We start from the raw sequence: 25269 nt of genomic DNA on the forward strand, positions 1-25269 counted from the left end.
GGGCCGTTTTAAGCCGGGTTTTGGAAAAGGAGCCCCGAAACGCCGTCCGGTTCTCCTTTTTATATTGAAAGTTTAACGTTGTTCAATCTCCAGTAATCTGGGGCCCTGCGGCAGGTACGGAATATGCACCCGCAGTTTCTTGCCTTCGTGTACCACCTGCAGATGGTTGAAATCTACATAAGGCGGTAACAGGAATTGTTGGTGGAACAGCGGCATCTGCATGGCCGGGTGCTGTTCACTCTGGTGCAAGGCCATTACGGTGAGCTGGTTTTTGTCCAGAATCACCTGGAATTGTTCGGCAGATACGCCAGGCAGTACCACCTGTAAGATCGCCTCTTTTTTATGCTTCACCATTTTCACCTGCGGCTGCACGGTGCCTCCGCCTAAGGTGTTGGTCAGGTCTATATAATGCGCTACGTTCTTTAAGAACTTTTTATCTTTAATCAGTTTCATCTGCTTCTCCTCCTCCGGTCGATGTTTTCTAGGAGGCATATTGCAAACGGCATACCAATGCTTTCAGAAGGCCTTTTAGAGCAGTGTTAAGACATAATGGCAACCGGCGAAACGCAAAAGACGTAATTTTGGCAGGTTTTTAAAGCCGTTAAAAGGCAGCAAATCAGAACCGCTTCAAGATGCCCGCAAAAAGTAAAAATAATGCCCTGGTTAGAAGAAAAGACCGTATTTAACCGTCTTTTGGCGGTATATCTACGTACAGTTTCTATAGTGTCATATGGCCGGAGGGTAGCTAGAAAGCAGCTATAGGCTAGCGGAGAAGTAAAAGTATACTGTGCAACGATTGCTCTGCTGCAACCAACCCCTCAAGAAAAGCCAAGGTGACAAGGCGGGCATGGGTCCTGTAGAAATGAGGTGTTCAAGCGAATACCCGGGCACAGGTGTTAAGAAGAGGTAAATTGGAGGAAATATTTCACCAGATAGCCAGATAGGGAGCGGGACAAATGTAACCGGAGTTGTCTTGCCCTATGGAGGCTGTGCTATGACAGGCGCAATGCGAAAGATCTATTATCAAACCACCGGACTTACCCTAAGTTATGACGAGGACCTTGCCACGGCCTACGCCGTCTGGAATGGTTTTCTTAGTAGCCCCGAACTTAGAGAAGCTGTTCTGCAATGTCTGGAGCTGATGGAGTCAAAAGGTATCACCCGCTGGCTCGCTGATAACCGCAAGATGAAAGCCATCAGGCAGGCAGACCAGCAATGGTTTTTGAGCAACATCATCCCGCGCATGCTGCAGAGTCCTTTGCGCCGCATGGCCACCCTGGTCTCTGAAGATATGTTCAACAAGATGGCGGTGGAGCAACTTTTGCACCGCGCCGGTGGTCTGGACCATCTTACCATGCGTGATTTTGACAATGAGAAAGAAGCTTTGCGGTGGCTTATGGCACCTTTGTCTGTGTCTTCCCAGGCATAGATTTAGGGCAAAGTATAAAATCCAATAAAGATTTCAGGGATTCTCTCAATTTGGAAAGAAGTTAAGGTGTACCTTTGTACCCAAGAGAAAGGAAGGAAAAGCTTGCAAAAGGAAGAGCCTTTGGCGAGCTTATTAGATAAAATAGCGCCCTGGTTATTATTTTTTAACCCCTTCTTGAAAATCTGCCCATACCTCTGCAAGTAGTCACCCCATTCCTTGCCGGCGGGCACCCTGAAAAAATTATATACTTAAATTAACCAGCAAGACTAATACAAAAGAGACTGCCTTCCCCCGTACGCAGCTGTAGTATTTTATAACTATTTGATGTTCTTAACCTTACCCTCCGTTTTTTATGAAAGCGAAGCCTTCTCTGTGCGTTATGACCAGGCGCGTTCCCTGGGCATGGCCGTCTGGAAAGGCAAATTGACCGGTGCAGACCTGCAGGAGGCTTTACTCATTTGTGCCCATGTCATGGACAAGTACGGCCTCACCCGCTGGCTCGCCGATGACCGTAAATTGAAAGCGTTCTCTGCCGAAGACACCCAATGGGTTTCTGAGCACGTGGTGCCTTCTTACCTGAGTGGCCCGCTACGCCGCATGGCCTTCTTGCCCTCTGAAGACCAAAGCCAGGTAGAAGCCATTGAATACCTCATCCAGCGCGCCGGCGATTTAGATGATTTAGTGCTAAAGAACTTCCAGAGTGAGGAAGAAGCCCTTGACTGGCTGATGCAGGACTTTTAGAAGTACCCCATTCCTGAGGTATTCTTTTTACTTTAACGACATGTTTGAACAACTGCCCTCCACCTATTACCAGAGTAATGCCTTCACGGTACAATATGACCAGGACCGCTCATTAGGCCTATCTGTCTGGCAAGGGAAAATGAGCAGTGAAGATTTGAAGGAGGCTTTTCTGCTTTGTTCTCACGTGATGGAGAAATATAAGCTAACCCGCTGGTTGGCCCATGATCGGAACATGAAAGCTTTCTCTGAAGAAGACACCCAATGGATCTTTGAGAACATAGTGCCCTCTATGTTGGCTGGTCCTCTGCGGCGGATGGCCATCATCCCCTCAAAAGACAAAGAACAGGTAGCCTCCGTGGACTTCCTCATCCAGCGTGCCGGTGACCTCGGCGACATGGAAGTAAAGAATTTTGAGGAAGAAAATGAAGCCATGCGCTGGCTTATGCAGGAGTTCTAGAATTGCATAACTTCTGGTGGTGACTCCAGTTGCTTTGTTCTTTCTCAGGCAATCCGGTGAATCCCGGAGGTGTTTTGGGGCTGTTTTCTAGAATCAGGGCCTAAAACACAGGCATAGGGTCCGCAGAGCGTCATGTAGAGAGATGCTTTTGGGTCGTAAACCTCTCTCCTTTCACTCGTTTGGGGAAAAATGGAAACACTGGAATACGTGTTGGGATGCACCCTTGGTGAAAGACGGAAAGTTACTGCAAGAGCAGATGCAGACGCATAACATCACAGAGAATGACATTATGGAAGTCTTGCGCACGAAGGGAGGCCCGGTTGATGTAGCCAGAATAGAAAACGCCTGCCTGGATTGCAGCGGCAATAGCAGTGTGGTCTTCAAAGAAGACAAGTGAGCAGCCTGGAGTTTCTTAAATCCTCATAGGAAAGCCTGCTTAGCCGTGAAGGAAGAAGTATCTGGTTTACTTAATTCTGGCTAGTTTCATGCCTACTTTCCCGTAGGAAGTTGTAGGCCAATTACCGGCGGCTAAGGGAAGGCAAACGTCTAAAATAAGTGTGTCTCTGGTAAGCTGTACGATGGTGTGTTCCCGCCCTCCTATGACAAGTTTACCTCCTTGCCGCTCATACGTTGTGGTGGCAGAAGCCGGCTCATTGGCGCTACAACTGCGGGTGCCGTGCTCAATCACCAACTCAGTGGTACTACTGAAATCATAGATGTCATCGTCCTGGCACGTGGTATTGGTGGGTTTAAAGGCCATGTCTGAGGGCTTAGTTTTGTAAGCACATGCTTCAGTGCCACCCAGCACAAGAACCTTGTTGGAGTACATCTGCCACCTAGTGTTCAGAGTCACCGTAGGGGCACCGTCATCATCTGCGTCACAACTGCCCAAAAAACATGCGCAGAAAATAAGCCCTGGAAGACGAGTTCTCATAGTATCAGCAGGTTTTATACAGACCTAATATTACAAAAAAAATGGCTTGTGAAAGTGCGTGCATGTAGCAGGAAGAGCCAGGTTCTATGGGCGTATTTCTTGCCTTTCTCCAGGACTATTGATTCATGGAAGGATGATTTCTGCCGATTGAGGTTCTGCCTAGCGATGAGTTAAGAATTGAAGGCTTCCACTGTGTCTTGCTGCAAACTTTACGTATCCGCTCAAGGCTGTGCTCATTTATTCTCATGGGGTTGGAAAACCTAAGGACTTGATTTATTTTGCCTTAGCGTTGATGGCTTGCAGAACAGAGCCAAAGTAACCGCAGCATCGAAAACAATCTGGATTATAGCCCAGTTATTGCGTTTATTTATGCTCCCGTAACCAGTTTTTGAAATGGATTTTTCAAAATTATTCCAGCATGTACCCGATAACATGGTGGTGATTACCCCAGACTTTAAAATAGTTGCCGCCACAGATGCCTACCTGCAAACCACCATGCGCAAGCGGGAGGACCTTTTAGGCCTGCATTTTCTATTGGAGGCATTTCCCAACCTGCACTATTCTTTTGAGGAGAACCCGGTGTATAAGTCCATTGCCAGGGTAATGGAAACCAAAAAGGTAGATTTCATGGACCTGGTGCAGTACAGTATAGCGCGGCCGGCGGCGGAGGGCGGCGGGTTCTACGAGAGTATCTGGGAAGCCTCGCATACACCTGTTCTGGACGCGGAAGGCAATGTGGAGTTCATCATCCAGAAGACCATGGACGTGACGGAACGGGAACAGGCCAAGCTGGCCCACCAGGAAAGCGAGAACAAGTTCAAGATCATGACCGATACGGTTCCCCAATTGATTTACACGGTGAGTCCGGAAGGGAAGGTGACGTACGTAAATGAGCGGTTTGTGAAATACACCGGCATGCCTGCCCAGGAGATCATGGCCTCAGAAACCGGCTTTTTGGATGTGATGCACCCCGAGGACCAGGGACCTTTCATCGCGCGGGCGCAGGAGAGTTTCCAGAAGCAGGTAGAGTTCCAGGCCGAGATAAGGATGCGGGACCGCGAAGGCAATTACCGCTGGTTTGTGAAAAAGTGCTCGCCGGTGACGTTGGGTAACCAGAACAAGGTTTCTTTGTGGGTAGGTAGCGCCACCGACATCCACGCCACCAAGCAGATGGTGCAGGAACTGCTGGAGAGCAATGAGCAGATGGCGCTACTCTCAGACCAGGTGCATGCTGCCCTGGAGAAAGCCCAGTCTGAGCGCAAGACGCTGGAGAACATGATTATGAACGCGCCAGCCATTTTCTGTACCTTAAAAGGGCCGGAGCATCGCTTTGAATTGATCAACCCTTATTACCAGGGGCTTTTCCCAGACCGGGAGCTGCAGAACAAAACGGTGGCCGAGGCGGTGCCGGAAGCGGTTGAGCAAGGGTTTATAGACCTGCTGGACAACGTGTACAACACCGGTGAGGCCTTTTCTGCAAAGGAAGTCCATTTTCAGCGCAAACGGCAAGACACCCAACTAGTGGAAGACATCTACATGACGCTCAATTACCAGCCTATCTTTGGCGAGGGAATGAAGGTCATCGGGATCCTGGTTTTTGGGTATGAGATTACAGACCATGTGAAGCTGCGAGAAAGTCTTCAGAAGGAAGGCAAAGTTTAAAAGTCCATGAGTTTACCCGTTACTAGCTTTACATGAACGCTGCCCAAAGTGACTTTCAGCAACTCAGGATAAAGCTGATCTTATTTAAGTCTAAAGTACGCTCCGCGGTGTACGGCGGCACGCCAGACCAGGAGTTCTTCTCCTCCAGCGGCCCCATGGGCCAGTGGTTCAGGACCATTGGCGCCGTACGCTACAGTGACCTGCCCGAGATCGGGACGATGTCCAGGCTGTACAAGGAGTTGGTCTCCACGGCCAACCACCTGATAAGCCAATACCGCTCTGGCAAAATAGAAGAGGCCCATGAGGGGCTCAAGGACATTGACAAACTTGCCGAGCAACTAACCCGTCTCATCTCTGCGGTGGAGGGTCGGCTGGTGTAAACCCACGGATTGCCAGTAGAGGGCAATGTGCCTTGGGCTCATGCGTTTATTACCTAGATTTTACTTAATACCATCAAAACATATTGCTTAAAACCCTGCCATGGTCACCACCTATTTTCAAAGCCGGGCCTTTACCCTTACCTATGACCACCAGCACCAATTGGGCATAGCCCAGGCGGTTGGCTTTCTGAACAGCGAAGAGTTCAGGGAGGCTACTGCCATGTGCGTGCGCCTGCTGGAGGAGCACAAGCCCCTGCGCTGGCTCGCCGATAACCGCAGGATGAAAGCCATCAGGCAGGCAGACCAGCAATGGTTTCATGAGTTCGCCTTTCCCAAACTCAGGGACAGCAGCATCCGGCGGAACGCCACCGTGGTCTCTGAGGACATCTTCAATAAAATGGCCATAGAGCAGCTCATGAAACGGGCCCCAGATCTAGGCGACATGCTGCTCCATGACTTTGAATCGCGCGAGGAAGCCCTGGCCTGGGTGCTACAGCCTGTGTAGAAAACCTCCGGAAATACGTTTAACTTATTATCACCCCGAAAAGGAAGCCACAGCAGGCTTCCTTTTTGTTTTAGCGCTGTTTTTTGAAAAGAGAGGCGAAAGCCCGAAGGATGGTTTAGGACTGTTTTACAGAAATCGGTCTTAAAACAGGAAAGCCTCTGGGGTGCGAAACCTCATGGCTTGTAGAAGTATATCCGGGGCAATTTTCAGGGCCATGCAACCTTCCGGAGGAGGAGAGGCTCTTCACAGTATAGATCCCCATATACTAATCGCTACATGCCCCTTTAGAAATGAAAAACTACTTAAGTAAGCTCCCCTTGGTCTTATTCACTACCCTGTTCCTGGCCAGCTGTGACCTGGAAGACCCGGAACCCTCCACCGACCTAACGGCCATCTACCTCACCAAGATCAGCACCTCCCAAGGCGATAGCCGGGAGTTCCAGTACTCGGCCTCGGGGTGGCTTACCCGCTTGGTGGGGAAAGGTTCCCTAGCCCTGAACGAGAGTGCGCCGTCTACGAGCGAGGTGATCTATGACAACCTGGGCCGGTTTGCCTACGTGCTCACCGATGGGCCCACCATTGACACGGAGAATGCCTATTTCTACACCTCAGAAAACCAACTCTACAAACTAGATGAACTCATCAATGACAAAGTAGAGAGTTACCACACGTTTGAGTACAGCGTGAACGGCAGGCTGGCCACCCGCTACGACTTTTACAAAGACGCTGCCACCGCCACCCCCCGGGAAACGAACAAGGTTACCTACACCTATGACGCCAACGGCAACGTGAGTGAGATTGCGCTGTACAGAAGACCCACCACCGGCGCAGCCTGGCAACTGGTTCAAACCAGCAAGTACGAGAACTATGACACCAAGAAAGGCGTGCAGCACCTGGCAGATTCTCTCTTCACGCCAAATATTCTGCTGTTCCGCAACAATCCCGGCAAAGTCACCACCACGCTGGCCAACGGCGAGCAGCGCGTAACCACCTTCACCTACGAGTACAACGCCCAGAACCTACCCGTGAGAAAGACCACCACGCCCGCCAACGGTACTCCTTTCCAGACGGACTATACCTACCAGATGTAAGAGCTAGGATAGCCACAGCACTGTTGTTTTAAATAGAAGAACTCCCGTTTCAGGCCTGATTCCATAAAATCAAGCCTGAAACGGGAGTTCTTTTTTGAATTCACCCTGCGGATATTAGCACTGGTAACTGCAATAGCAGGCTATTCTGTGGGAACACTCGTCTGACGAATCATCTCCTTAATTCTGCTTTCTGCCTCTTCTCTGCTAATGCCGTGGTAGAAGTCGTGTACCAATGGGTGTTCGAAGGCATCATGCGGAAAGCTTGTGGTCTTCTTAAGCTTCATACTGCTTAAGGGTATTTTCTAACTCGTGATCTAGTTGGTCAAGGTCTATGAACTCAGCTTCTTCTTTGTCCAGTTGCGCCAAGTCATGATTCAATTCCTTCTGCGTGGCAGAAAAGGTGTCATTCTCTTCTATCATCTCTAATTCGTCTTTGGTGAACTTGCGCAAAATTCACATCAAATGCTGATACATTTTCTCATTCACCAGTAGGCGTATAGCTTGCATAGCAGTTTGTTTCAAGGTTTACCAGTAGTTAAAGTTACGATTCCATTCCATTTGTGGTCTGTTTTGGAGAAATTAGGCTAGAAACAAAGGGATGCCTATATTTGCAAATAGCCTAAATGCAGAGAGGCTGATAAGAAATGAATCCTACCAGCCTACTATGGCCTGTTGATGAACAGGACTTGGTACAGGCAAGAAGTGGATTTAATGGCACTTCTTGCAGTTTTTGCCTCGTTAATGAACAGGGCAGCTAAGGGTAAGAGTGTATATATTGGCACTCTTACAATTGATAGTTAAAGATGGAACTGCCATTCCTTCTTTCTCGGCTAATGAGACCGCTATCTGAGTGAACGTTTTTAATTAGGGTAGCTAAACGCTACCCTTTTTTACTATAATCAAAATCTATTGTATCATAACCAAAAGGCAATTCTCTCTTCGAAGGCCTGTACTGTTCTTTGAAAGTCTTATTGCCATTCTCATCTACCTCCACCCATTCTGGTAATCCATAAAAAACCATTGTCCAATTACTATTAAAGCGTGCTGCTGTTAGTAAGCCTTTGCCCTTTAACTTTCTACAAACGCCTTCAATTTTTACCCTAGTTGCATTTCCCTCAGTATTCTTATATTCTTTTTCTAAATCACTTATCCTTAGTATTCTGCCAACTTCATTGAACAAATAGAGTATTTGAGTGTCTAAACTCTGGTCTTTGGGGAAATTTTTATAAGTGAATCCAGATATTTCTTCTTGATTATGTAATTGGATAGATGCTGAATTACCTGAAATCGAGAATGTGGATTGCGTGCCTACCTCTTGCTTATCATGTTGATGATTTGGAAGCATGCTTCGGAAGAAACCTTTGATAGAAGGTATTTGCTCTAGTCTAGATGTTAAGGCTTTTTCTTCCTCTTCAAGCACGAGGAGAATTTCACGAATTTGAGCTTCAGTCATCTACTTGTGTTTTAAATTAGGTAATGGTATCTTTGTGGTACAAAAATAGTGGAGCCGCTCGGAATCGAACCGAGGAAGCGCAGGTCTCAAGTCTTTGCTCCTCTCCTGACGGCCCCTATTTTATTCTGTTAGAACGCCTAGTTAACTGTCCAAGGAGAACTAGGCGTTCTTGTGTTATAAAGGTATATGTTCTTTTCTTATTCTCCAAGGAAATCAAGGATAATTTTGTGAATTATAAGATTTTTTTGAGCCTCCTTGTAGTCGTATTAAGCCTTTGTAGTTTAGTATCTCTCTAATCTTCCCCTTGTAGGTCCTCCTTAGGTTCCCCTATAGTTTTCTTCTTGACTTCTCCTGTAGGTTCCTCTTTAGGTTCCTTTCTATCTTCCCTTGTAGGTTGCTTATTAGGTTCCTCCTTGAGCTCCTCCTTAGGGCCCTTGTAGGTTTTTCCTTAGCTTCCCCTGTGGGTTCCTCCTTAGGTTCCCCTGTAAGTTCCTTTTTAGCTTCTCTTGTAGGTTCCTCCTTAGGCTCCCCTGTAAGTTCCTTCTCAGCTTCCTCTGTAGGGTTAAGGCTATTTTCTGCCTTTCAAGACAAGGGCCACTAAGGAGACTAAAAGATAACAAAAAAGGAGGCCGTTTCGGGCCTCCTTTTTCTACTTCTAAGTAAGAGTAGTTCTTAGCTACCGCAAGCCTCGCAAGCGTCTGGGTTATCCAGGGAGCAGGCCATGTCGCTTTGGTTCTGCTCGACGTTGCTGTACATCGGGGCAAGGGTTTCAGCGGCTTGTTTCTCTACCGTGAACTTGATGGCATCGGCGGCGGCTTTGGTGCGCAGGTAGTACATACCGGTTTTCAAGCCTTTCTTCCAGCTGTGGAAGTGCATAGAGGTCAGCTTCCCGAAGTTCACATTAGACACGTGCAGGTTCAGGCTTTGGCTCTGGCAGATGTAAGCACCGCGGTCGGCAGACATGTCAATGATGGTCCGCTGGCTAATTTCCCACACCGTCTTGTACAGGTCCTTGATGTTCTGCGGAATGTTGGTGATGCCTTGTACCGAGCCGTTGGCCGCGATGATGGCATTCTTCATTTGGTCGTTCCACAGGTTCAGTTCAATCAGGTCTTGCAGCAAGTGCTTGTTCACCACCATGAACTCTCCGCTCAACACGCGACGTACATAGATGTTAGAGGTGTAAGGCTCAAAGCCTTCGTTGTTGCCCAAGATCTGCGACGTAGAAGCAGTTGGCATTGGCGCTACCAACAGAGAGTTGCGTACACCGTGCTCTACCACTTCCTGACGAAGCGCTTCCCAGTCCCAACGACCACTGTCTGGCGTTACGCCCCACATGTCAAACTGGAAGATACCCCGGCTGATAGGTGAGCCTTCAAACGTCTCGTACGGTCCGTTTTTCTTGGCCAGATCCTTAGAAGCCGTCATGGCCGCGAAGTAAATGGTCTCAAAGATCTCTTTGTTCAGACGGGCGGCATCTTCGCTCTCAAACGGCATACGCAGTTTCAGGAACGCATCGGCAAGGCCCTGTACGCCCAACCCAATAGGGCGGTGACGCATGTTGGACTTCTTCGCTTCCGGAACCGGGTAGTAGTTAATGTCAATCACCTTGTTCAGGTTCTTGGTCACCGTGTACGTTACCTCGTAGAGTTTCTGGTGGTCAAAGGTCTTAACGCCTTTCTCTTCTTTGATGTAGCGTGGCAGGGCCAGAGACGCCAGGTTACACACCGCAATCTCATCGGCATCGGTGTACTCAATGATCTCAGTACACAGGTTTGAGCTTTTGATGGTACCTAGGTTCTGCTGGTTAGACTTGCCGTTGGCGTGGTCCTTGAACAACATGTACGGCGTACCGGTCTCGGTTTGGGCCTCCAGAATGGCGAACCACAGTTCCTGCGCTTTAATGGTCTTGCGGGCTTTGCCTTCGCGCTCGTATTTCTCATACAGACGCTCGAAGTCTTTGCCCCAGGTGTCAGACAAGCCTGGGCACTCGTTCGGGCACATCAGGCTCCAGTCGCCGTTGGCTTCTACGCGCTTCATGAACAAGTCTGGCGTCCATAACGCTAAGAACAAGTCGCGGGTACGCATTTCTTCTTTTCCGTGGTTCTTGCGCAGATCCAGGAATTCAAAGATATCGGCGTGCCATGGCTCCAGGTAAATCGCGAACGCGCCTTTACGCTTTCCGCCGCCCTGGTCTACATAACGGGCTGTGTCATTGAACACTTTCAGCATCGGCACTAAGCCGTTAGACGTACCATTGGTGCCTTTGATGTAAGACCCGGTAGCCCGGATGTTGTGCGCTGCCAGACCAATACCACCCGCGCTCTGCGAGATCAAGGCACAGTTCTTCAAGGTGTCATAGATACCCGGAATGCTGTCTTCTTTCATGGTCAACAGGAAGCACGAAGACAACTGTGGCTTAGGCGTACCGGCGTTGAACAACGTAGGCGTAGCGTGCGTGAACCACTTCTCAGACATGAGGTTGTAGGTCTCAATGGCCGAGTCGATGTCATTTTTGTGGATACCCACGGCCACCCGCATGAGCATGTGCTGCGGACGCTCCACCACTTTGCCATTCACGCGCAGCAGGTACGAGCGCTCCAGGGTTTTGTACCCGAAGTAGTCATAGTTGTAGTCGCGGTCATAGATGATGCTGGAATCCAGCACGGCCGCGTGCTTCTTGATCACGTCAAAAACATCCTTCGCAATAAGGGAAGCGTTCTCACCCGTTTTTGGATCTTCGTAGGTGTACAACTGCTTCATGGTGTTGAAGAAGGACTTCTGCGTCACCTTGTGCAGGCTGGAGATGGCAATACGCGCCGCCAGAATGGCGTAGTCGGGGTGCTTGGTCGTGAGCGAGGCAGCGGTCTCAGCGGCCAGGTTATCCAGTTCCACGGTGGTCACGCCATCGTAGATCCCGTCAATTACCTTTTTGGCTACCTCTATCGGGCTCACAAACGTCATGTTCAGGCCATAGCAGAGTTTCTCTATGCGGGCCGTGATTTTATCAAATTTGACCGATTCCCTGCGGCCGTCTCTTTTTACAACTAACATACGCTTACACTAATAGGTGACGGATGACGTACCATCCAGATATTTCTCTCCCATGCGCTTTTGCGCCGGAGCATATTTTTGGCTTGATTTTACTTGAGAGCCCTACCTCCAACCGATTGCCGGATGCTTTGGGCCCGTTTTTAGAAAAACAGCCCCAAAGCGCTTTAGGGCTGTCAAGGGGGTGATGGTTAAAAGTCCTCGTCCAGAGAGAACACGTTGGAGTCACGGTCGCTCATCACGCCCGATTTCTGGTACTCGCCCACACGTTTCTCAAAGAAGTTGGTTTTGCCTTGCAGGGAGATCATCTCCATGAAGTCAAATGGATTGGTTGAATTGTAGATTTTGCCGCAGCCCAAAGCAACTAGCAGGCGGTCGGCCACAAACTCGATGTATTGGTTCATCAGTTTTGCATTCATCCCTATGAGGTCTACGGGCAGCGCATCGGTCACAAACTCCTGCTCAATGCTCACCGCGTCACGGATGATCATTTGTACGCGCTCTTCTGGTAACTTGTTCTGCAGCATACCATAAAGCAGGCAGGCGAAGTCACAGTGCAGTCCCTCGTCACGGGAGATCAGCTCATTGGAGAAGGTCAAGCCTGGCATCAAACCACGCTTCTTCATCCAGAAGATAGAGCAGAAAGAACCAGAGAAGAAAATGCCCTCTACGGCCGCAAACGCAATCAGACGCTCGGTGAAGTTTTCAGAGTTGATCCATTTCAGGGCCCACTCGCCTTTTTTCTTCACGCAGTCTACGGTCTCCAGGGCGTTGAACAAGCGGTCTTTCTCCTGCGGATCTTTGATATAGGTATCAATCAAGAGGGAGTAGGTCTCTGAGTGGATGTTCTCCATCATGATCTGGAACCCATAGAAGCAGCGGGCCTCTGGCAGCTGCACCTCTTGCATGAAGTTGATGGCCAGGTTCTCGTTCACAATCCCGTCTGAAGCCGCGAAGAACGCCAGTACGTGGGAGATGAAGTGACGCTCGCCGTCGTTTAGCTTCTCCCAGTCTTTCAGGTCTGGGGTCAGGTCAATCTCTTCGGCCGTCCAAAAGCTAGCCTCTGCTTTCTTGTACATCTGCCAAACGGCATCGTTTTGGATGGGGAACAGGACAAAGCGGTTCGGGTTTTCTTGCAATAAAGGCTCCATAGACTAAACGGTTTCTTGCTCTAACTTTATTAAAAGGGTGCGCCTTCAGACGCTGTCTCTCACCTTGTAACAGTGGCTTAACGATTAAGTTAAGAAGCAGTTGTTGTGGCTTGAGAATTCAAATATAGGGACAAATACGTTGGTTGCCCGTTTGGAGCACCCTAATTTACTAACTTCTTATACAGCGGTTATCCACAATATAATTAACCTTTAACATGTTGAAAATCAGTAATTTATAATTTTATAAAAATTAGGAACCTTGAATATAGGCTTTGTTCTATGGCTTGATAAGCGGTATCTTAAAGGATAGTAACTGATTTTGGAGGGGAAATGGGCAAGAGCATTATGAGAGAGCAGAAGTGCCTTTTAAGGGAAATTTTCTAAGCTCTGTTCTGGCTGTAAGTTGCTGTAAAAAGAAAGGAAGTGTACTGATAAAGGCAGTGATTTTGCTTTGGTGCTTGCCGCCGTATGGCATTCAGGCGTCCTGAAAAAGAAAGGCAGAAGCGCTCCATTGATCAGTAGGAGAGCGTCGGAGAACGAGAGCATTAGGTGTGTTGCTCAACTGCTGGCAGCCCGCTTAAGCCAGGAATGGCGAAGGAGGAGTAAATAGCTGTTTTACTGGAGGTGGAAGTAAAAGAGGCCTGCAGTACTTGGGTAGCGGTGCTGGAAAACAAACCTGCTGTTTCTCTTGGTATTAGCCAAGAAGTTCTTTACTTTCAATTATGCTCTCGCACTGGAGTTAGATCGCTTTTGAGCCCTAAAAGTGCACCCATCTGGCCATCTTTTCTGAGCGGCCTACGTTTCTTGTGTCTTTATCCACTTGTAACTCATTGACTATCATAACACATTATGTTTATCCACTAAAGTTATCCACATATTGGTGCATAACTCACAACATCCTTTAAACCAGCGAAGTACCCGTGAAAACCCAGCTAAAATAAAGGCCGCTTGTTTGGATATTAGCTTGAGTGTCCGTACTTTTGCGGTTCAATTTTTTAAAAAATATCGTAAGCTGATGTACGCAATTGTAGAAATCGCTGGTATCCAGACGAAAGTAGAGAGCGGTAAGTTCTTCTACACTAACAAGCTTTCCGGCAATGAAGGTGACGCCGTAGAGTTCGCCAATGTTCTTTTAACTGATGACAACGGTACTTTATCTGTAGGTGCTCCTTTCCTTGACAACATCAAGGTGACTGGCACTATCCAGGGACACGCCAAAGGTGACAAAGTGATCGTCTTCAAGAAGAAAAGAAGAAAAGGCTACAAGAAGAAAAACGGTCACCGCCAGCAGTACACCAAAGTGTTGATCAACACCATTGGTTAATTATTGAGGTAAAGGAAAATTATTGTAGAACCTATTCTGGGTTTCTCCCCAGATTAAAATAGACTAGAAATGGCTCACAAAAAAGGTGTCGGTAGTTCTAACAACGGCCGCGAATCACATTCCAAGCGCTTAGGCGTGAAAATCTTTGGTGGTCAAACCATCATCGCTGGTAACATCATCGTGCGTCAGCGCGGTACAGCACACCACCCAGGTGCAAACGTAGGTATCGGGAAAGACCATACCCTGTTCGCCCTGACCGATGGTATCGTACAATTCAAAAAAGGCGTGAAGAACCGTTCTTTCGTTTCTGTTCTTCCTTTAGACGTAGATGCCGCTCAGGTTTCTACTACTCCTTCTGAAGAAGTTACTGCCTAAGCACATCCTCGGCTTCCGCCGATCAAAATCTTTAAAAAGGCTGTCCCACAAGGCAGCCTTTTTGTTTTTCAGGTGTTTTGCAAATAACAGGCTGAAATCTGGCGTTTGAGACTAAAGCCAAACGGCAGTTGCAAACTGCCGGCCATAGTGGGTCCAAGTCACAGACTTGAACCATGAAAAGATAACCCACCCCTACCCCTCCGAGGAGGGGAATAAAGACTTGCCAAAGCTCCCCTACTTAATTAAGGAGAAACAGGGTATTTCTCTGTTGCGAGCTGCTAAGGCTTTTCCTACTTGTGCCATTTCCAGCCTTTCGGTTGAGCGCCTTGTCAGGTTCCGGTGCCGTGAGGCATTGCGACCGCTAGGGAGCAAAGGAAGCTGGCGCAGCGCGATGCCGGAAGGCGGGGCCTCGCGGCCGTGAGCGCACGGAGCCCAGCTATGGAACAATAAAGTTTATGCACCCACGCAAACTGCGGCCCTCCGCCAGCGCAAACAGATTACGTGTCCACAAGAACATGAAAAAGCAGAGAGTAGTTAAATGTACTTAATGCGGCGCCTCCGCAAAAGAAACACTCCCTCCCAAAGAAGAACCCACCGGCGATAAAGCATACAGCACCGGCTTGCCAGGACTTGCATCCAGCACCAAACTCGTGACTTGTAAATTCAACAAGTACCAGCCATCCGCCACCGTATCAGGCACGAAAATCAACTCGGTGATGGTCGCCTGGGTGCGGGTGTTCTCCGGGTACTGCCAGAAGGCATGGTGCGCGAGCAAAGCCCCGCCGTCTTCCTCCCGGTCCACCGAAGGCAAATCCAGGAGCAAATGCTCTATTCCATGCTCAACCAGATACGAAGCCAAAGCAGGTTCCAAGTAAGTGGGATTGGTGCCCGAGTAGTGCGCGGTACGTTTGCTCTCCAGATTAGGCAGGGTGCGCAAGATTAAAGCTTCCGGTAAATTACCCTCGTCAAGATGGGCGATCACATCTTCAGCCATCACCATAAAATCACCGTTCTCCAACTTTCTGGGAGAAACAGAAATTACTTGCGCCACAAATAGGAAGCGGGTGAGGCATCTGTCCAAGGTGGCAGTTGGGTCTGGCGAGATGTGGCCATAGCACTCGGTGTGGGTGCCGTTGCCGTGGGGCGTGAGGTGCACCCGCTGATAATTGGTGGAACCGCCCAAGGCCACACTGCCCACGAAGTCTCCTACGGTGATGGTGTCTACCTGCACCGGCTCGGCCCAGAAGCAGTTGACGTTCTCCGGACCCGGAGCCAGCGGTAGGGAGATGTCCAGCGGTTGCAGCGGGTTGTACCCGTAGGTGCGGTCCCGGAAGGTAATGGTGGCAGAGGTAAGCATGGGCAACGATTTAGACCTGTTTTCCCTAAAATACACCCAAAACGGAAAGCGACCGAAAAGAAATCACTTCAGCGGGAAAGTAGCCAGCATTTGGGTGGTGCTTTCGCGTTGGTACCAGTCATGGTAGACCAGTTCCAGGGAGTGGATGGTGGAGGTTCCAAATTTCCGATGGCGGCATTCTTGGAGCTTCTGCAGGAAAAGGGCGGGTTGAGTCAACGGCTTTCTGAACCGCACCACGGTGCTATGGGCCGTCTGGATGGTGTAGCGCTGGTCAATAGACTCCTGCAGCCCCGAGGCCCGGAAAGCCTGCCGCACGCTGTTCCGCAGCTGTTCCAGTTCATCGGTTTTAGGAAAGCCCTGCACCAGTACGCATGAGGGGGAGGCGGTGAGCCCTGCATAGAGGATATTGAATTTTGAATGCGGCTTCAGTGCTTTTTCCAGCAGGTCAATGTATGCCTGCGGCTGGACGTCATCTAGCGTGAAATTAGGGTAGCAGGAGATAATGGATAGAACGGTGAGGTGAATGTCTGCAGGCGGATAGTAGTACTGGTCTGGCTCTACCGGTGCTAGATGCTGCAGCAAATCCTGTATTTCATTTACCACTGCCTGGCTGGGGCGAGCCAGCAAAGTGAGTCCTCGTCTGGTGTCCTCAGGCGAGTCAAGGTGGGTGTCAAGGGCAAAATCACCGGCGGCGAATCTTGCCTCGGCGCTTTCCCATAGTTGGGTGTAATGGTCCTGTAAGTTCATGAGTTGGGGGGCTCATTTCTTCCTTTTAGCCTTGTTTCACTAAAATAAGGTTAAAGCCCGATAAAGGTGCAGGTTTGCACCTTTTTCGGGTTAATTTGGGTAGTTATCCACCATTTTCAGTAATTACAACAGCGGCAAGGGGGTAAGGGCCGGGGAGTTGCGCACGAGGCACACATACTGGAAAACCTGGGTAATGCGCGGGTGCTCACCGGCGAAATCTATGCTCTGGTTAGGAAACAGCACCTTGATGCTGGCCAGCCTTGAAGAAGTGCGGTAAGGCGAACCAGGGGCATCGGTTTTGAACAGGGTGATGGAGTTCTCACGGCTGGCAGCCCGCAGGTCTTTGATGCCGTTCACAAATACCATCGGCCCGTCGTTGTTGGCCATGGTGCTGTTTACGTAGCGCTGGCCTTTGCTCAGGAAAGCCGGCAAAGAGGCCGCGGGCATCATGTTCTCGCTGTCTATGGTGTACACGCCAATGGAGACCGTCTTCCCTCTGAACGGAGAGTTCTTGCCTTGCAGGTAATAGGCAAACGGTACGCCCCGCTGCAACTCCACGGGTAAGGTATGGAAGAGGCCCCACATGCCGTAGAGCTTCGCCTGCTCCAGGTGCTGCGCTTTCACCACAATATTCAGGTTGAGGTACATGACACTGTCACGGCGGGCTTTACCATCTAAATACGCGATGTTCTGCAGGGTGTGCTGTAAATCAAACTTCGTAGCGGCAGGTAAACTAGAAGTAGAATCTTTGGCCAGAGAAGGCAGCATCTGAGAAGCCAGAGAAGACAAAGCGTCTGTATCCAAGGTATCGGCGGAGATGATTTGCTGGAGCTTCGCGAAGGCGGAATCCTGGAGGGTGGTCTGCGGTAGTTGGGCCAGGGTTTCTTTCAGGAATGATTGGGTGGCCTCCAAATCCTGCAGTTTATCTACACCTAGTATCTGGATGCGGTTCGCTTCGGGCAACGTTTGGTTCAGGGTTCTGATTTTTTTGATCTTGTCATAGAAGTTCTGGTTTCCCCACTGCGCATTTTGTTTCGCCCAGAACTGGAACACCGTCTGTAAGTGACGTACCTCGCCGGTGCGCAGGTATTGGTTCAGGAAATAGGCTTGGCTGTAGTCTACCTCGGCCAAGTAATGGCGCAGGCCCACGCGTTGGTTCAGGTGTTGGAGCAAGGCAAAGTCCAAGGCTTGGGGAGCGGCGGTGCCGTGGGCCTCGCCTAGAAAGAAAATCTGCTTTTGGTAGAAGGCGCTGTCAAAAATGGGGAAGGCTGGTGCGGTGGCTTGCAGGTCTACTTCCTGTTTGTATTGTTGCAGGTAGGCCTGGTGCGGGGTGCTCTCGCCGCCCACGGCCAGCAAGGCGTAAATGCCATAGGCAATAGAAACCAAGACCAGCAATACCACGGGGGTGAGCAGGAGAAACAGGGCAAATCTTTTCAGGATCTTTTTCATGACGAAGGAGGTGTGAATCGTTTCGTCAAAAGTAGAAGGCCTGAGAGTACGCCGCTGGGCAATGGGGTGAAATGCCGCTTCTTTGGGGCAACAGGTAGGTTTTGGGGTGAATGGTAAGGGCGCTTGGGGCGATCAGGCGGCCACAAACGTCTCCCGCACCAGCCCAGAGTACGAGCGCGCTACCGGCACCAGTTGCTCTGTGCCATCGAAGTGAAGCTTGTACCCCTGGGCGTTGCCCGATACCGTCTGCACCCGCTCCAGGTTCACCAGGTAAGACCGGTGGCACCGCGAAATCCCCGGCCAGGTGATCTGACTTTCCAGCCGGCTCAGGCTGCTGCGGAGTAAGGTTTTGGTCAGTTTTCCAGAATCCAGGTGAAAAACGGTGCAGTAGTTGTCGCTGGCTTCTATGAACAGCAGGTTTGGGGCGGAAAGCCGCAGCGTGTCTTTCCCGTTCTCGGCCACCAGTACCAGTTCCTCTTCCTGGGTTGAGAGAGCGGCCGGGGCAGGCGTTTCCTTTTTCTCCGTCGGTTCCAGGGGGCGATACTTCTGCAGGAGGTACACGTAGTTGATCATCACCAGGAGTACCGCCGGTACCAACCCCATTAGGAAGGCCACCATAGACATGTAGAGAATCTGGCTCAGGGTGAAGGGCATCACGCCCATGAGCGAGCCGTATACGGTGCACAGAAAGCCGCCGGTGCCAAAGTGCAGCAGGTTCCAGATGATCTCCTTGCCCACGCTCCAATTGGCCTCCGTGAAAAGCCTAGGCAGCATCTTCCGGAAAGCGTAGAAATTGAGGAAAACCGAGACCGCTGCCACCACGCCGTAGCCCGCCAAAATGGGGTTCTTTGACGGATGGTGCCAGTTATACGACCCAAACGGCTGGAACACGATCAGCGAAAAGGCGATGATAAACCCAAACAGCAGCGAGTGGAAGACAGATTTGGAAAGCGTGAGCTCGCTCAGCGGATACGGCTGCCGTAGAAAAGAAAGCATAAGGGTAGCAAACGGTAAAGACCTGTTCTGGAGAAAATGCCGGTACTAAATGTACATAAAATTTCTTTTTCCCCGTGGAACAGTCTCATTCGCTGTTACTTCACGTCAATATCGTACTTGGCCAGAAGACCCAAAGCACCCTGCACCGAGAACTTGGCTTTTTTGATGCGATTCAACTCAGGGTCCAGGGTATAGTTGTAGGCGGTTCTAAAATCTGCTTTCTCCAGGTTGCTGCGCTGGAAAACGGTGCGGGCCAGGTCACAGTCCAGAAAGGCGGCTTGGGTCAGATCAGTATCGGTGAAGTTGGCTTCCTTGATGCTGCAATTCTCGAAGACGGTCTTTTTGAGGCTCTTTTTGGCAAAGTAGGTGTAATCCAGGGAGCAGCCTTTGAACCGGGCGGCAAACAGGAAATCGTGGCATACGCTGAAATCTACGCCTACCAGCTTGCAGTTGGTAAAGGTAACATCGTGCAGCTTAGAGTGGCTTAGCTGCACATTGCTCAGGTTACAATTCTCAAAGACGCAATCAGAGAAGCTGTTGTTGGAGAGGTTGGTGCCGGAGAAATCGCAGTTGGTGAAGGTGCATTCCTCAAACTCCCGCCCGGCCACGCCCTTGCCGGTGTAGTTGAGTTGGTCAAAGGTCTTGTTCTGGTGCAGCGTTTCTTGCATGGACGTTGCTTTATTTGATTGACCAAGTGATGGTCACGTGGTCAATGAATTCTAAATCATTAGGTGTAAACCCAATCAGGGCTTCTCCTATAGCATTTGAGCCTGCCATAACGCTACTCGTTGCCTTAGCCTCCAATTCTTACATGCCGCCATAGTAGTTGTTACCATACCCAATGTCAAGAATTTTGCCCAGGCGCACACCTGTGGAGGAGGCTATTAGTTGGGCCTTGTGCTTAGAGCTTTCAATAGAGAGTTTTATCAGTTCATCCTGCACCTTTGTTCTTAATTCATCAGATAATTTGAAATCGAAGTTCAAGGTGAAATCAGTGTTGCTTTTGGCAAATGTGTTCAGGATTCTGGTAATTGTTTCCTTGCTATTTTTAAAGTCAACGGTAATGCTTTGGGTAGCCACGTACCCACTGTCTATGTTTTGGTCCTTTACATAAACGGTGTATTTCTCAATTTTAAAGTCTGTTGTCTTAATATCTTCCTCTTTGAAGCCGATGGAGGCAATCTGACTTGTAACGTCTTTTGTCTTTTTATTCAAGCTTGTAATTGCATCACTGAAATTCAGGTCATTTTCTCTTATTCCAATGATTAAGATGCCTACATCTGGTTTTACCGTGATTTTAGCACTTCCGATCACGTCAATGGTAAGGTTTCTTTTATCTATCTGGCTAATTGCAGAAAAAGAAATAAGTAAAAACAAAGGCAAGATTATGAAGATGCTTTTCATATGGAAGTTGGTAGCGAAATAAACCTTACCAGTTCAGCTTCTCTTGCATGAACTTGATGAGCTGGTTGGCCATGGCCTGCTGTTCCTCTACCCGCGGGTGACCGGGGGTGTCTTTGTAAGGGGCAAACAAGGTGTAGATTTTCCCGTCCTGCAGACCCGCCACGGCTTTCTCCACGTAGCCCGGCCACGGCGATCCGGCCCGCGTGATGTCCATGTTGCCCAGCATAGTAATGATGTGGGCGTTGGGGTATTTGCTCCGGATGCTCTTCACGAAGTTCTGGTAAGCCGTGACCAGGAATTCCTCGGTGGGTTTGGTGTTCCCGAACCGGCGCTTGAACTGGGCATTGTCGGGCAGGTTCACAATCCAGGAATCGTTCTGGAAAAGGTTGATGATGACTACATCGGGTTGTTTCTGGGCAAAGTCCCACTTGCTGCTGGGGTCAGAAGGGTTCAGGCGGTCGTAGATGTCGGGCATGATGTTAGGCTCCCAGCTCACCGTAATCCCGATGCCGCTTTTACAGATACAGGTGTGGTCGGCGTCAAAGAAGCGCGAGGTGAGGGCGGCGTAGCTCACGTAGTGGTTCGTGTTGATACCCTCGGGGTTGTCTTTGCCCGAGAAATCTTCCACGGCGTACCCGGCCGTGATGGAGTTACCGTAAAACTCAATCTTACGGGCTTTAGGCGCCGGGGCCGGCAGTACCTTGCCACCTTCGCCCAACTCAAAGCCATAGAACGTGGTGGTGCCTTTGTCCCACTCGGTACGCTTGAACAACTCTATGGTGTGTTTGCCCTTCGGCAGTCCGGTGGCTAGCGTGAAGAGTTTGGCAGCAGTGTCTGGTTTAATCACCGTAATGCTGTCGCCGTCCAGAATCACATTGTAGTAGCTTCTGCCGGTATTGTCTTTCAGGCGCGCCTGCACGGAAGTGCCCTCAAAATTCAGCTTCACCGACGTGCCCGACCAGTACAGTTCCGTTGCCTCCGGCAATGGTTTTCCCACCCGGCCCATATAGGTCACCTGCTCATGGCGAGGGGCAACGGAGATACTTTTCTGCGTAGCGCAGCCTGACCAAAGCAGGAGAGAAAGAAAAGCCGATAAGCGAAGAAGGGCACAAGACCGCATGGAGCCGAGACGTTTGAAGGGTGGAAATTGGGAAGGGTAAAGATGCTGAGAACCGTGTTTGTTTCAAAGCGCATCTTTGAAGAAAACCTACTTTCCACCCTTCTGCTCCTGTTTGGCCTTGTTCCTCAAATTGGGCTATTGTGGCCTGCCTTCCCATTTCTCCGGACGGAAGATGAGCGGCATGGAATCCGGCAGCTGTTGTTGCAGCGGCGCGAACATAGGATGGCTCGCCAGATCAGCGGTGGTGCCAATGACCTGCCGGGAAGTGTCTGTATCTGGAAGGTTCGTTTCTCCGGGGACGGTTATATCTGGCAAGGCAGGTAAAGGAGCAACATTTGCGGGCTGGTTTGTGGCTGTGGGTTGCAGCGTAGCGTTCCGGAATAAATACATGACTCCCATGAGGATGGCCAACAGCAGGAGGGCAAACCCAATGGGGAGGAATAACTTTTTCTGCCGGGCAGCGCCGGCCGGGCTGAGGTTAGTGATTGGTTCCATCGTCAGTTAGTTTGGTTTCCAGGATGATGCGTTTAGGAGCCGTTTTTCACAAAACAACCCTTAAATTAGCATGCTCCTGCGCCAAGGAAAGCGCTTCTGGAAATGCAAACAAAGAGACTACTTGGCGCTTACTTCACGCCTTTCCACCACTGAGTTTGCGGCAATTCGGCCTGCAAGCTCCAGCGCTGGCCAATGAGCGGCGTCACGAGTTGGATGTTGTGTTGCTGCGTGGCTTTTGACAGGCGTTCAATAGGTTCTTTCCAGTGGTGCAGGGCCAAAGAGAAAGCGCCCCAATGGGTAGACATAAGGGTTTTGCCTTTCAGGTCCAGATGAGCCTGGGCAGTCTGTTCCGGCATCATGTGGATGAAGCGCCAAGCCTCGTTGTACTGCCCGCATTCCAGCATGGTCAAGTCAAAAGGACCGTATTTCTCGCCAATCTGCTTGAAGTGCGTGTCATAGCCAGAGTCACCCCCGAAGAAGATAGATTGGTTTCCGCTTTTCAAAACCCAGGAACACCACAGCGTCTTGTCGCGGTCGCGCAGGCCCCGGCCCGAGAAATGGCGGGCGGGCGTTGACGCCAGGAACAAGCCTCCGTACTGCGCGGTTTCCCACCAATCTAGTTCCGTGATCTTGCTCGCCTCCACACCCCACTTTACCAGGTGCGCGGCCACGCCCAGCGGCACGAAGAAGTGCTTGGTTTTGGCTTTCAGTTTCAGGATGGAGCCGTGGTCCAGGTGGTCATAATGGTCGTGCGAGAGCAACACCACATCCAGCGGCGGCAGGTCCTCAATGGCGATGGGCAGTTTCTCATTGAACCGCTTGCTCCCGATAAACGAGACCGGCGAGGCCCGCTTTCCCAGCATGGGATCCGCGAAGATGCGCAGGCCGTTCAGTTCCAAGAGTACCGCCGAGTGCCCAAACCATGTGACCTTCACCCCCTCGGCCGGCGGACTCGCAAAGTCACCGGGCTGCAGAGAAACCATGGGCAACTCATCTGTGGGGGTAGCGCCTTCGGTGCCACCAATGAACTTCGCGAAGATCTTCACCTTGTCCAGGAACGGCGACTCGTCCATCATGGGTGTGGGCGAGAGGTTCTGGAACTTGCCATCGCGGTAATTCTTTGATTTTTCAATGCGTTCCCGGCTTTGCCCGTGGGCCGAGGCCCCAAACTGCGGAGCAAACGCCAGAAACAAAGTGCCCCCCACGGCCAGGGTAGCAATAAGGGAGAGCAGGATATACATAAATCTCTTCATTGTCTGGTAAGCATCATGACAAGTACCACTGCTACGGAAAAATGTTTTAAAAACAGTCAGGGTAGCCGGTAGCTTGTCAAAAAAACATGCTCTGTTTAGAGGCTGTTTTTACAAAAGTAACCTTAAACCCGAGCATGTGCCGCACAAGACAAAATCTGTTGCTTTTTGATTGTGAGACCGTTTAGGGCAAGAAAGGCAAAAGAGCGGCCTAGCTCCGGCTTGACGTAAGATCGTCTCCCGAGGAAGAAACCGTAATAGGAATAAAGGTGCCCTTGAACTGCGCCTTCAGGGGTTTGCCGGTCTCCAGAATCACATTGCAATTTACAGTGTAATCAGGGGCCGTGCCCGAAAGGGTTATTGAGCCGTTTCTGATCTCAAAGTACTCCTGGTCGGGGTCCAGTTCCTGGTCTTTGTTCAAGTCCAGCAGCAGCCCTGAGTTCAAAAAGAAATTCTTCCACCTGTATTTGGCGGCTGCGCGGTCAGAGGGCATGTTCTTCACATCACCAAACTCAAAGGTGCCGGTGACCGGAACATTGGTGCCGGGGTTGAAGAGGTATAGCCGCAGAACAATGTTTGGCTTTTGGTTAACTGACTTAGCATCCGTCAGCAGGATTCCTTGGGCATAATGGGTTTTTTCACTGTGAAGCGCAAAAGGACCAAAATCATAGGTCAGGCCCATGCCCAAGTCATACGTGCGGCTGTCGTATTCCAATTGGTTTGACAAAGGAGCTACTTCTTCATCATCATCATGGCAGGAAGCCAGAAAAAGGCTGAAGAAGAACAGGGGTAGAAGCCTTAAGCAGGCCATTGGTTTTTTCATAAACAGATGAAAGCGTTACCTGATAGAATATTTTATATAGGATGTGTTGAATATAAAGAAAGCGCTCGGAGAAGTCTAATGAACCAAAAGATTTATTGTGCAGACAGCAGTTCAATGGTCTCACCTGATCGGCTTTTGACTCTACTGTCAGATTCCTCCTAGTGAAGCAGAAGCCACCAGATCGCCGTCAGAATAGGCTGATAAAAATATCCTCTGTTCTAAGGCTTCTTTTGCGAAGAGAACCCTAAAACAGAGGATCAGAGAAGGAAGCCAGACAAGTGGCTGAAGTACCTTTAGTTTAGTTTCAAGCCTTTTAAGGCTTTGGACAAAGAAAAGAAGGACTTAGGCGCCTTTCTCATTCCTGCGGTGGCAGGATCTTCCTCGTCGCCATCTATGGTGATAGGGGTGACTACGCCAGAGTATTGAGCCCGTAACCCTTTGTTGTTCTCAAGGGTGACATCACATTCTATGTTGTAATTCGTTCCTGATCCAGACATTTTTATGGTGCCGGACTTGATCATAAACGTCTCCTTGTCTTCGTCCATCTCCTCGTCGCCGTTCAGGTCAATCAGGAGATTAGAATCGAAGAAGAAGTTCTTGTCTTTGTACTTCGTCTCTGCATCGGCTAATTCAACATCGGCGAACTCAAACGTACCTGAACCAAACGAAGCCGCGCCTTTAGAAAACATATAGAGTTCCAGGATCACCTTTGGGGCAGCGGTGCCGGTGGCCACATAGTCAGAAAGAATGAAGGCCTGGCCGTAGTGGGTCTCGGTAGTTGAGAACCCGGCGGCACCCAGGTCAACAGATAGAACAGTGGCCAGGTCATACGTTACATCATTGTACTCCAGCTGGTTCTCAAGGGGCGGAATCACCTCCTCATCATCGTCGTCTTTAGAGCAAGATACGGCCAGGAAACTGCAGAAAAGCAGGACCAACAGCCTAAATTTTTGGGTAGAATTTTTCATGGAAGGGATATATTAGGGAAGAAATGAAAACAATTTAAGAATTTATTCCTCGCTGGCAAGCAATAGCAGCGGGCTATTTCAAGGAAAAGGTCAAAAAACGCTGCCTT

Annotated in this window: 27 protein-coding genes; 10 read left to right on the top strand and 17 right to left on the bottom strand. The window is 49.9% G+C overall.

The window, feature by feature from the left end; translation table 11 throughout:
* Nucleotides 1-72: 72 nt before the first annotated feature.
* Entirely contained in the window at nucleotides 73-453 is a 381-nt protein-coding gene (locus FOA19_RS07985) for an Hsp20/alpha crystallin family protein (RefSeq protein WP_149090209.1), read from the bottom strand.
* 553 nt (nucleotides 454-1006) lie between these two features.
* Between FOA19_RS07985 and FOA19_RS07990 the strand changes: the two genes are divergently transcribed.
* From FOA19_RS07990 to FOA19_RS08005, 4 genes are all read left to right on the top strand, one after another.
* The gene (locus FOA19_RS07990) at nucleotides 1007-1429 is read left to right on the top strand and encodes an STAS/SEC14 domain-containing protein (RefSeq protein ID WP_190300319.1); all 423 of its coding nucleotides are present in this window, start codon (nucleotides 1007-1009) and stop codon (nucleotides 1427-1429) included.
* A gap of 324 nt (nucleotides 1430-1753) precedes the next feature.
* Nucleotides 1754-2170, top strand: coding sequence for an STAS/SEC14 domain-containing protein (locus FOA19_RS07995; RefSeq protein WP_149090211.1), 417 nt, complete (start codon nucleotides 1754-1756; stop codon nucleotides 2168-2170).
* A 40-nt stretch (nucleotides 2171-2210) separates the two neighbouring features.
* Complete coding sequence (locus FOA19_RS08000; protein ID WP_149090212.1) at nucleotides 2211-2627, top strand: SpoIIAA family protein; 417 nt, start codon at nucleotides 2211-2213, stop codon at nucleotides 2625-2627.
* A gap of 148 nt (nucleotides 2628-2775) precedes the next feature.
* The gene (locus tag FOA19_RS08005; protein ID WP_190300320.1) at nucleotides 2776-3024 is read left to right on the top strand and encodes a YetF domain-containing protein; all 249 of its coding nucleotides are present in this window, start codon (nucleotides 2776-2778) and stop codon (nucleotides 3022-3024) included.
* A 66-nt stretch (nucleotides 3025-3090) separates the two neighbouring features.
* Here FOA19_RS08005 and FOA19_RS08010 read toward each other — a convergent pair whose 3' ends face one another.
* Nucleotides 3091-3561 carry a hypothetical protein gene (locus tag FOA19_RS08010; RefSeq protein ID WP_149090214.1) on the bottom strand — a complete coding sequence of 157 codons (471 nt, stop codon included), beginning with the start codon at nucleotides 3559-3561 and terminating at the stop codon, nucleotides 3091-3093.
* Nucleotides 3562-3954: 393 nt separating this feature from the next.
* Here FOA19_RS08010 and FOA19_RS08015 point away from each other — a divergent pair, with 393 nt between their 5' ends.
* The 4 genes from FOA19_RS08015 to FOA19_RS08030 all read left to right on the top strand — a co-directional run bounded on the left by FOA19_RS08015 (nucleotide 3955) and on the right by FOA19_RS08030 (nucleotide 7199).
* Complete coding sequence (locus tag FOA19_RS08015) at nucleotides 3955-5223, top strand: PAS domain-containing protein (RefSeq protein ID WP_149090215.1); 1269 nt, start codon at nucleotides 3955-3957, stop codon at nucleotides 5221-5223.
* A gap of 32 nt (nucleotides 5224-5255) precedes the next feature.
* On the top strand, nucleotides 5256-5603 hold the full coding sequence (locus FOA19_RS08020; RefSeq protein ID WP_149090216.1) for a histidine kinase: 348 nt from the start codon (nucleotides 5256-5258) through the stop codon (nucleotides 5601-5603).
* A 100-nt stretch (nucleotides 5604-5703) separates the two neighbouring features.
* Nucleotides 5704-6108: a SpoIIAA family protein gene (locus FOA19_RS08025; protein WP_149090217.1), complete on the top strand. Its 405-nt coding sequence runs from the start codon at nucleotides 5704-5706 to the stop codon at nucleotides 6106-6108.
* A gap of 290 nt (nucleotides 6109-6398) precedes the next feature.
* The gene (locus FOA19_RS08030; protein WP_149090218.1) at nucleotides 6399-7199 is read left to right on the top strand and encodes a hypothetical protein; all 801 of its coding nucleotides are present in this window, start codon (nucleotides 6399-6401) and stop codon (nucleotides 7197-7199) included.
* Nucleotides 7200-7472: 273 nt separating this feature from the next.
* On the opposite strand, the gene FOA19_RS23320 is transcribed toward FOA19_RS08030, so the two are convergent.
* The 4 genes from FOA19_RS23320 to FOA19_RS08045 all read right to left on the bottom strand — a co-directional run bounded on the left by FOA19_RS23320 (nucleotide 7473) and on the right by FOA19_RS08045 (nucleotide 12854).
* Nucleotides 7473-7619, bottom strand: a complete 147-nt coding sequence (locus FOA19_RS23320) for a hypothetical protein (protein ID WP_190300321.1) — start codon at nucleotides 7617-7619, stop codon at nucleotides 7473-7475.
* 460 nt (nucleotides 7620-8079) lie between these two features.
* A complete protein-coding gene (locus FOA19_RS08035) occupies nucleotides 8080-8652 on the bottom strand; it encodes a hypothetical protein (protein WP_149090219.1) in 573 nt (190 codons plus the stop codon).
* A 672-nt stretch (nucleotides 8653-9324) separates the two neighbouring features.
* Nucleotides 9325-11706, bottom strand: a complete 2382-nt coding sequence (locus FOA19_RS08040) for a ribonucleoside-diphosphate reductase subunit alpha (protein ID WP_149090220.1) — start codon at nucleotides 11704-11706, stop codon at nucleotides 9325-9327.
* Nucleotides 11707-11894: 188 nt separating this feature from the next.
* On the bottom strand, nucleotides 11895-12854 hold the full coding sequence (locus tag FOA19_RS08045) for a ribonucleoside-diphosphate reductase small subunit (protein ID WP_149090221.1): 960 nt from the start codon (nucleotides 12852-12854) through the stop codon (nucleotides 11895-11897).
* 1015 nt (nucleotides 12855-13869) lie between these two features.
* Between FOA19_RS08045 and rplU the strand changes: the two genes are divergently transcribed.
* On the top strand, nucleotides 13870-14178 hold the full coding sequence (gene rplU / locus FOA19_RS08050) for a 50S ribosomal protein L21 (RefSeq protein WP_149090222.1): 309 nt from the start codon (nucleotides 13870-13872) through the stop codon (nucleotides 14176-14178).
* A 69-nt stretch (nucleotides 14179-14247) separates the two neighbouring features.
* Nucleotides 14248-14553, top strand: a complete 306-nt coding sequence (gene rpmA, locus FOA19_RS08055; RefSeq protein WP_149090223.1) for a 50S ribosomal protein L27 — start codon at nucleotides 14248-14250, stop codon at nucleotides 14551-14553.
* Between the two features lie 544 nt (nucleotides 14554-15097).
* Here the strand turns inward: rpmA and FOA19_RS08060 are convergent.
* The 11 genes from FOA19_RS08060 to FOA19_RS08110 form a co-directional block, all read right to left on the bottom strand.
* The gene (locus FOA19_RS08060; protein WP_149090224.1) at nucleotides 15098-15910 is read right to left on the bottom strand and encodes a cyclase family protein; all 813 of its coding nucleotides are present in this window, start codon (nucleotides 15908-15910) and stop codon (nucleotides 15098-15100) included.
* 63 nt (nucleotides 15911-15973) lie between these two features.
* The gene (locus FOA19_RS08065; protein WP_149090225.1) at nucleotides 15974-16657 is read right to left on the bottom strand and encodes a 2'-5' RNA ligase family protein; all 684 of its coding nucleotides are present in this window, start codon (nucleotides 16655-16657) and stop codon (nucleotides 15974-15976) included.
* Between the two features lie 123 nt (nucleotides 16658-16780).
* Nucleotides 16781-18106, bottom strand: coding sequence for a TraB/GumN family protein (locus FOA19_RS08070; RefSeq protein ID WP_149090226.1), 1326 nt, complete (start codon nucleotides 18104-18106; stop codon nucleotides 16781-16783).
* A gap of 132 nt (nucleotides 18107-18238) precedes the next feature.
* Nucleotides 18239-19102, bottom strand: coding sequence for a LytR/AlgR family response regulator transcription factor (locus FOA19_RS08075; protein WP_149090227.1), 864 nt, complete (start codon nucleotides 19100-19102; stop codon nucleotides 18239-18241).
* Nucleotides 19103-19197: 95 nt separating this feature from the next.
* Nucleotides 19198-19770: a pentapeptide repeat-containing protein gene (locus FOA19_RS08080; protein WP_149090228.1), complete on the bottom strand. Its 573-nt coding sequence runs from the start codon at nucleotides 19768-19770 to the stop codon at nucleotides 19198-19200.
* 139 nt (nucleotides 19771-19909) lie between these two features.
* A complete protein-coding gene (locus tag FOA19_RS08085) occupies nucleotides 19910-20506 on the bottom strand; it encodes an SIMPL domain-containing protein (RefSeq protein WP_149090229.1) in 597 nt (198 codons plus the stop codon).
* A gap of 25 nt (nucleotides 20507-20531) precedes the next feature.
* Nucleotides 20532-21626, bottom strand: a complete 1095-nt coding sequence (locus FOA19_RS08090; protein WP_149090230.1) for an SGNH/GDSL hydrolase family protein — start codon at nucleotides 21624-21626, stop codon at nucleotides 20532-20534.
* A 135-nt stretch (nucleotides 21627-21761) separates the two neighbouring features.
* A complete protein-coding gene (locus FOA19_RS08095) occupies nucleotides 21762-22121 on the bottom strand; it encodes a hypothetical protein (protein ID WP_149090231.1) in 360 nt (119 codons plus the stop codon).
* A gap of 128 nt (nucleotides 22122-22249) precedes the next feature.
* The gene (locus FOA19_RS08100; RefSeq protein ID WP_149090232.1) at nucleotides 22250-23374 is read right to left on the bottom strand and encodes an MBL fold metallo-hydrolase; all 1125 of its coding nucleotides are present in this window, start codon (nucleotides 23372-23374) and stop codon (nucleotides 22250-22252) included.
* Between the two features lie 208 nt (nucleotides 23375-23582).
* Nucleotides 23583-24182 carry a hypothetical protein gene (locus tag FOA19_RS08105; RefSeq protein WP_223808778.1) on the bottom strand — a complete coding sequence of 200 codons (600 nt, stop codon included), beginning with the start codon at nucleotides 24180-24182 and terminating at the stop codon, nucleotides 23583-23585.
* Nucleotides 24183-24487: 305 nt separating this feature from the next.
* The gene (locus FOA19_RS08110) at nucleotides 24488-25162 is read right to left on the bottom strand and encodes a hypothetical protein (protein ID WP_149090234.1); all 675 of its coding nucleotides are present in this window, start codon (nucleotides 25160-25162) and stop codon (nucleotides 24488-24490) included.
* Nucleotides 25163-25269 lie beyond the last annotated feature (107 nt).

The organism is Rufibacter hautae, assembly GCF_008271695.1.
GTDB lineage: Bacteria > Bacteroidota > Bacteroidia > Cytophagales > Hymenobacteraceae > Nibribacter > Nibribacter hautae.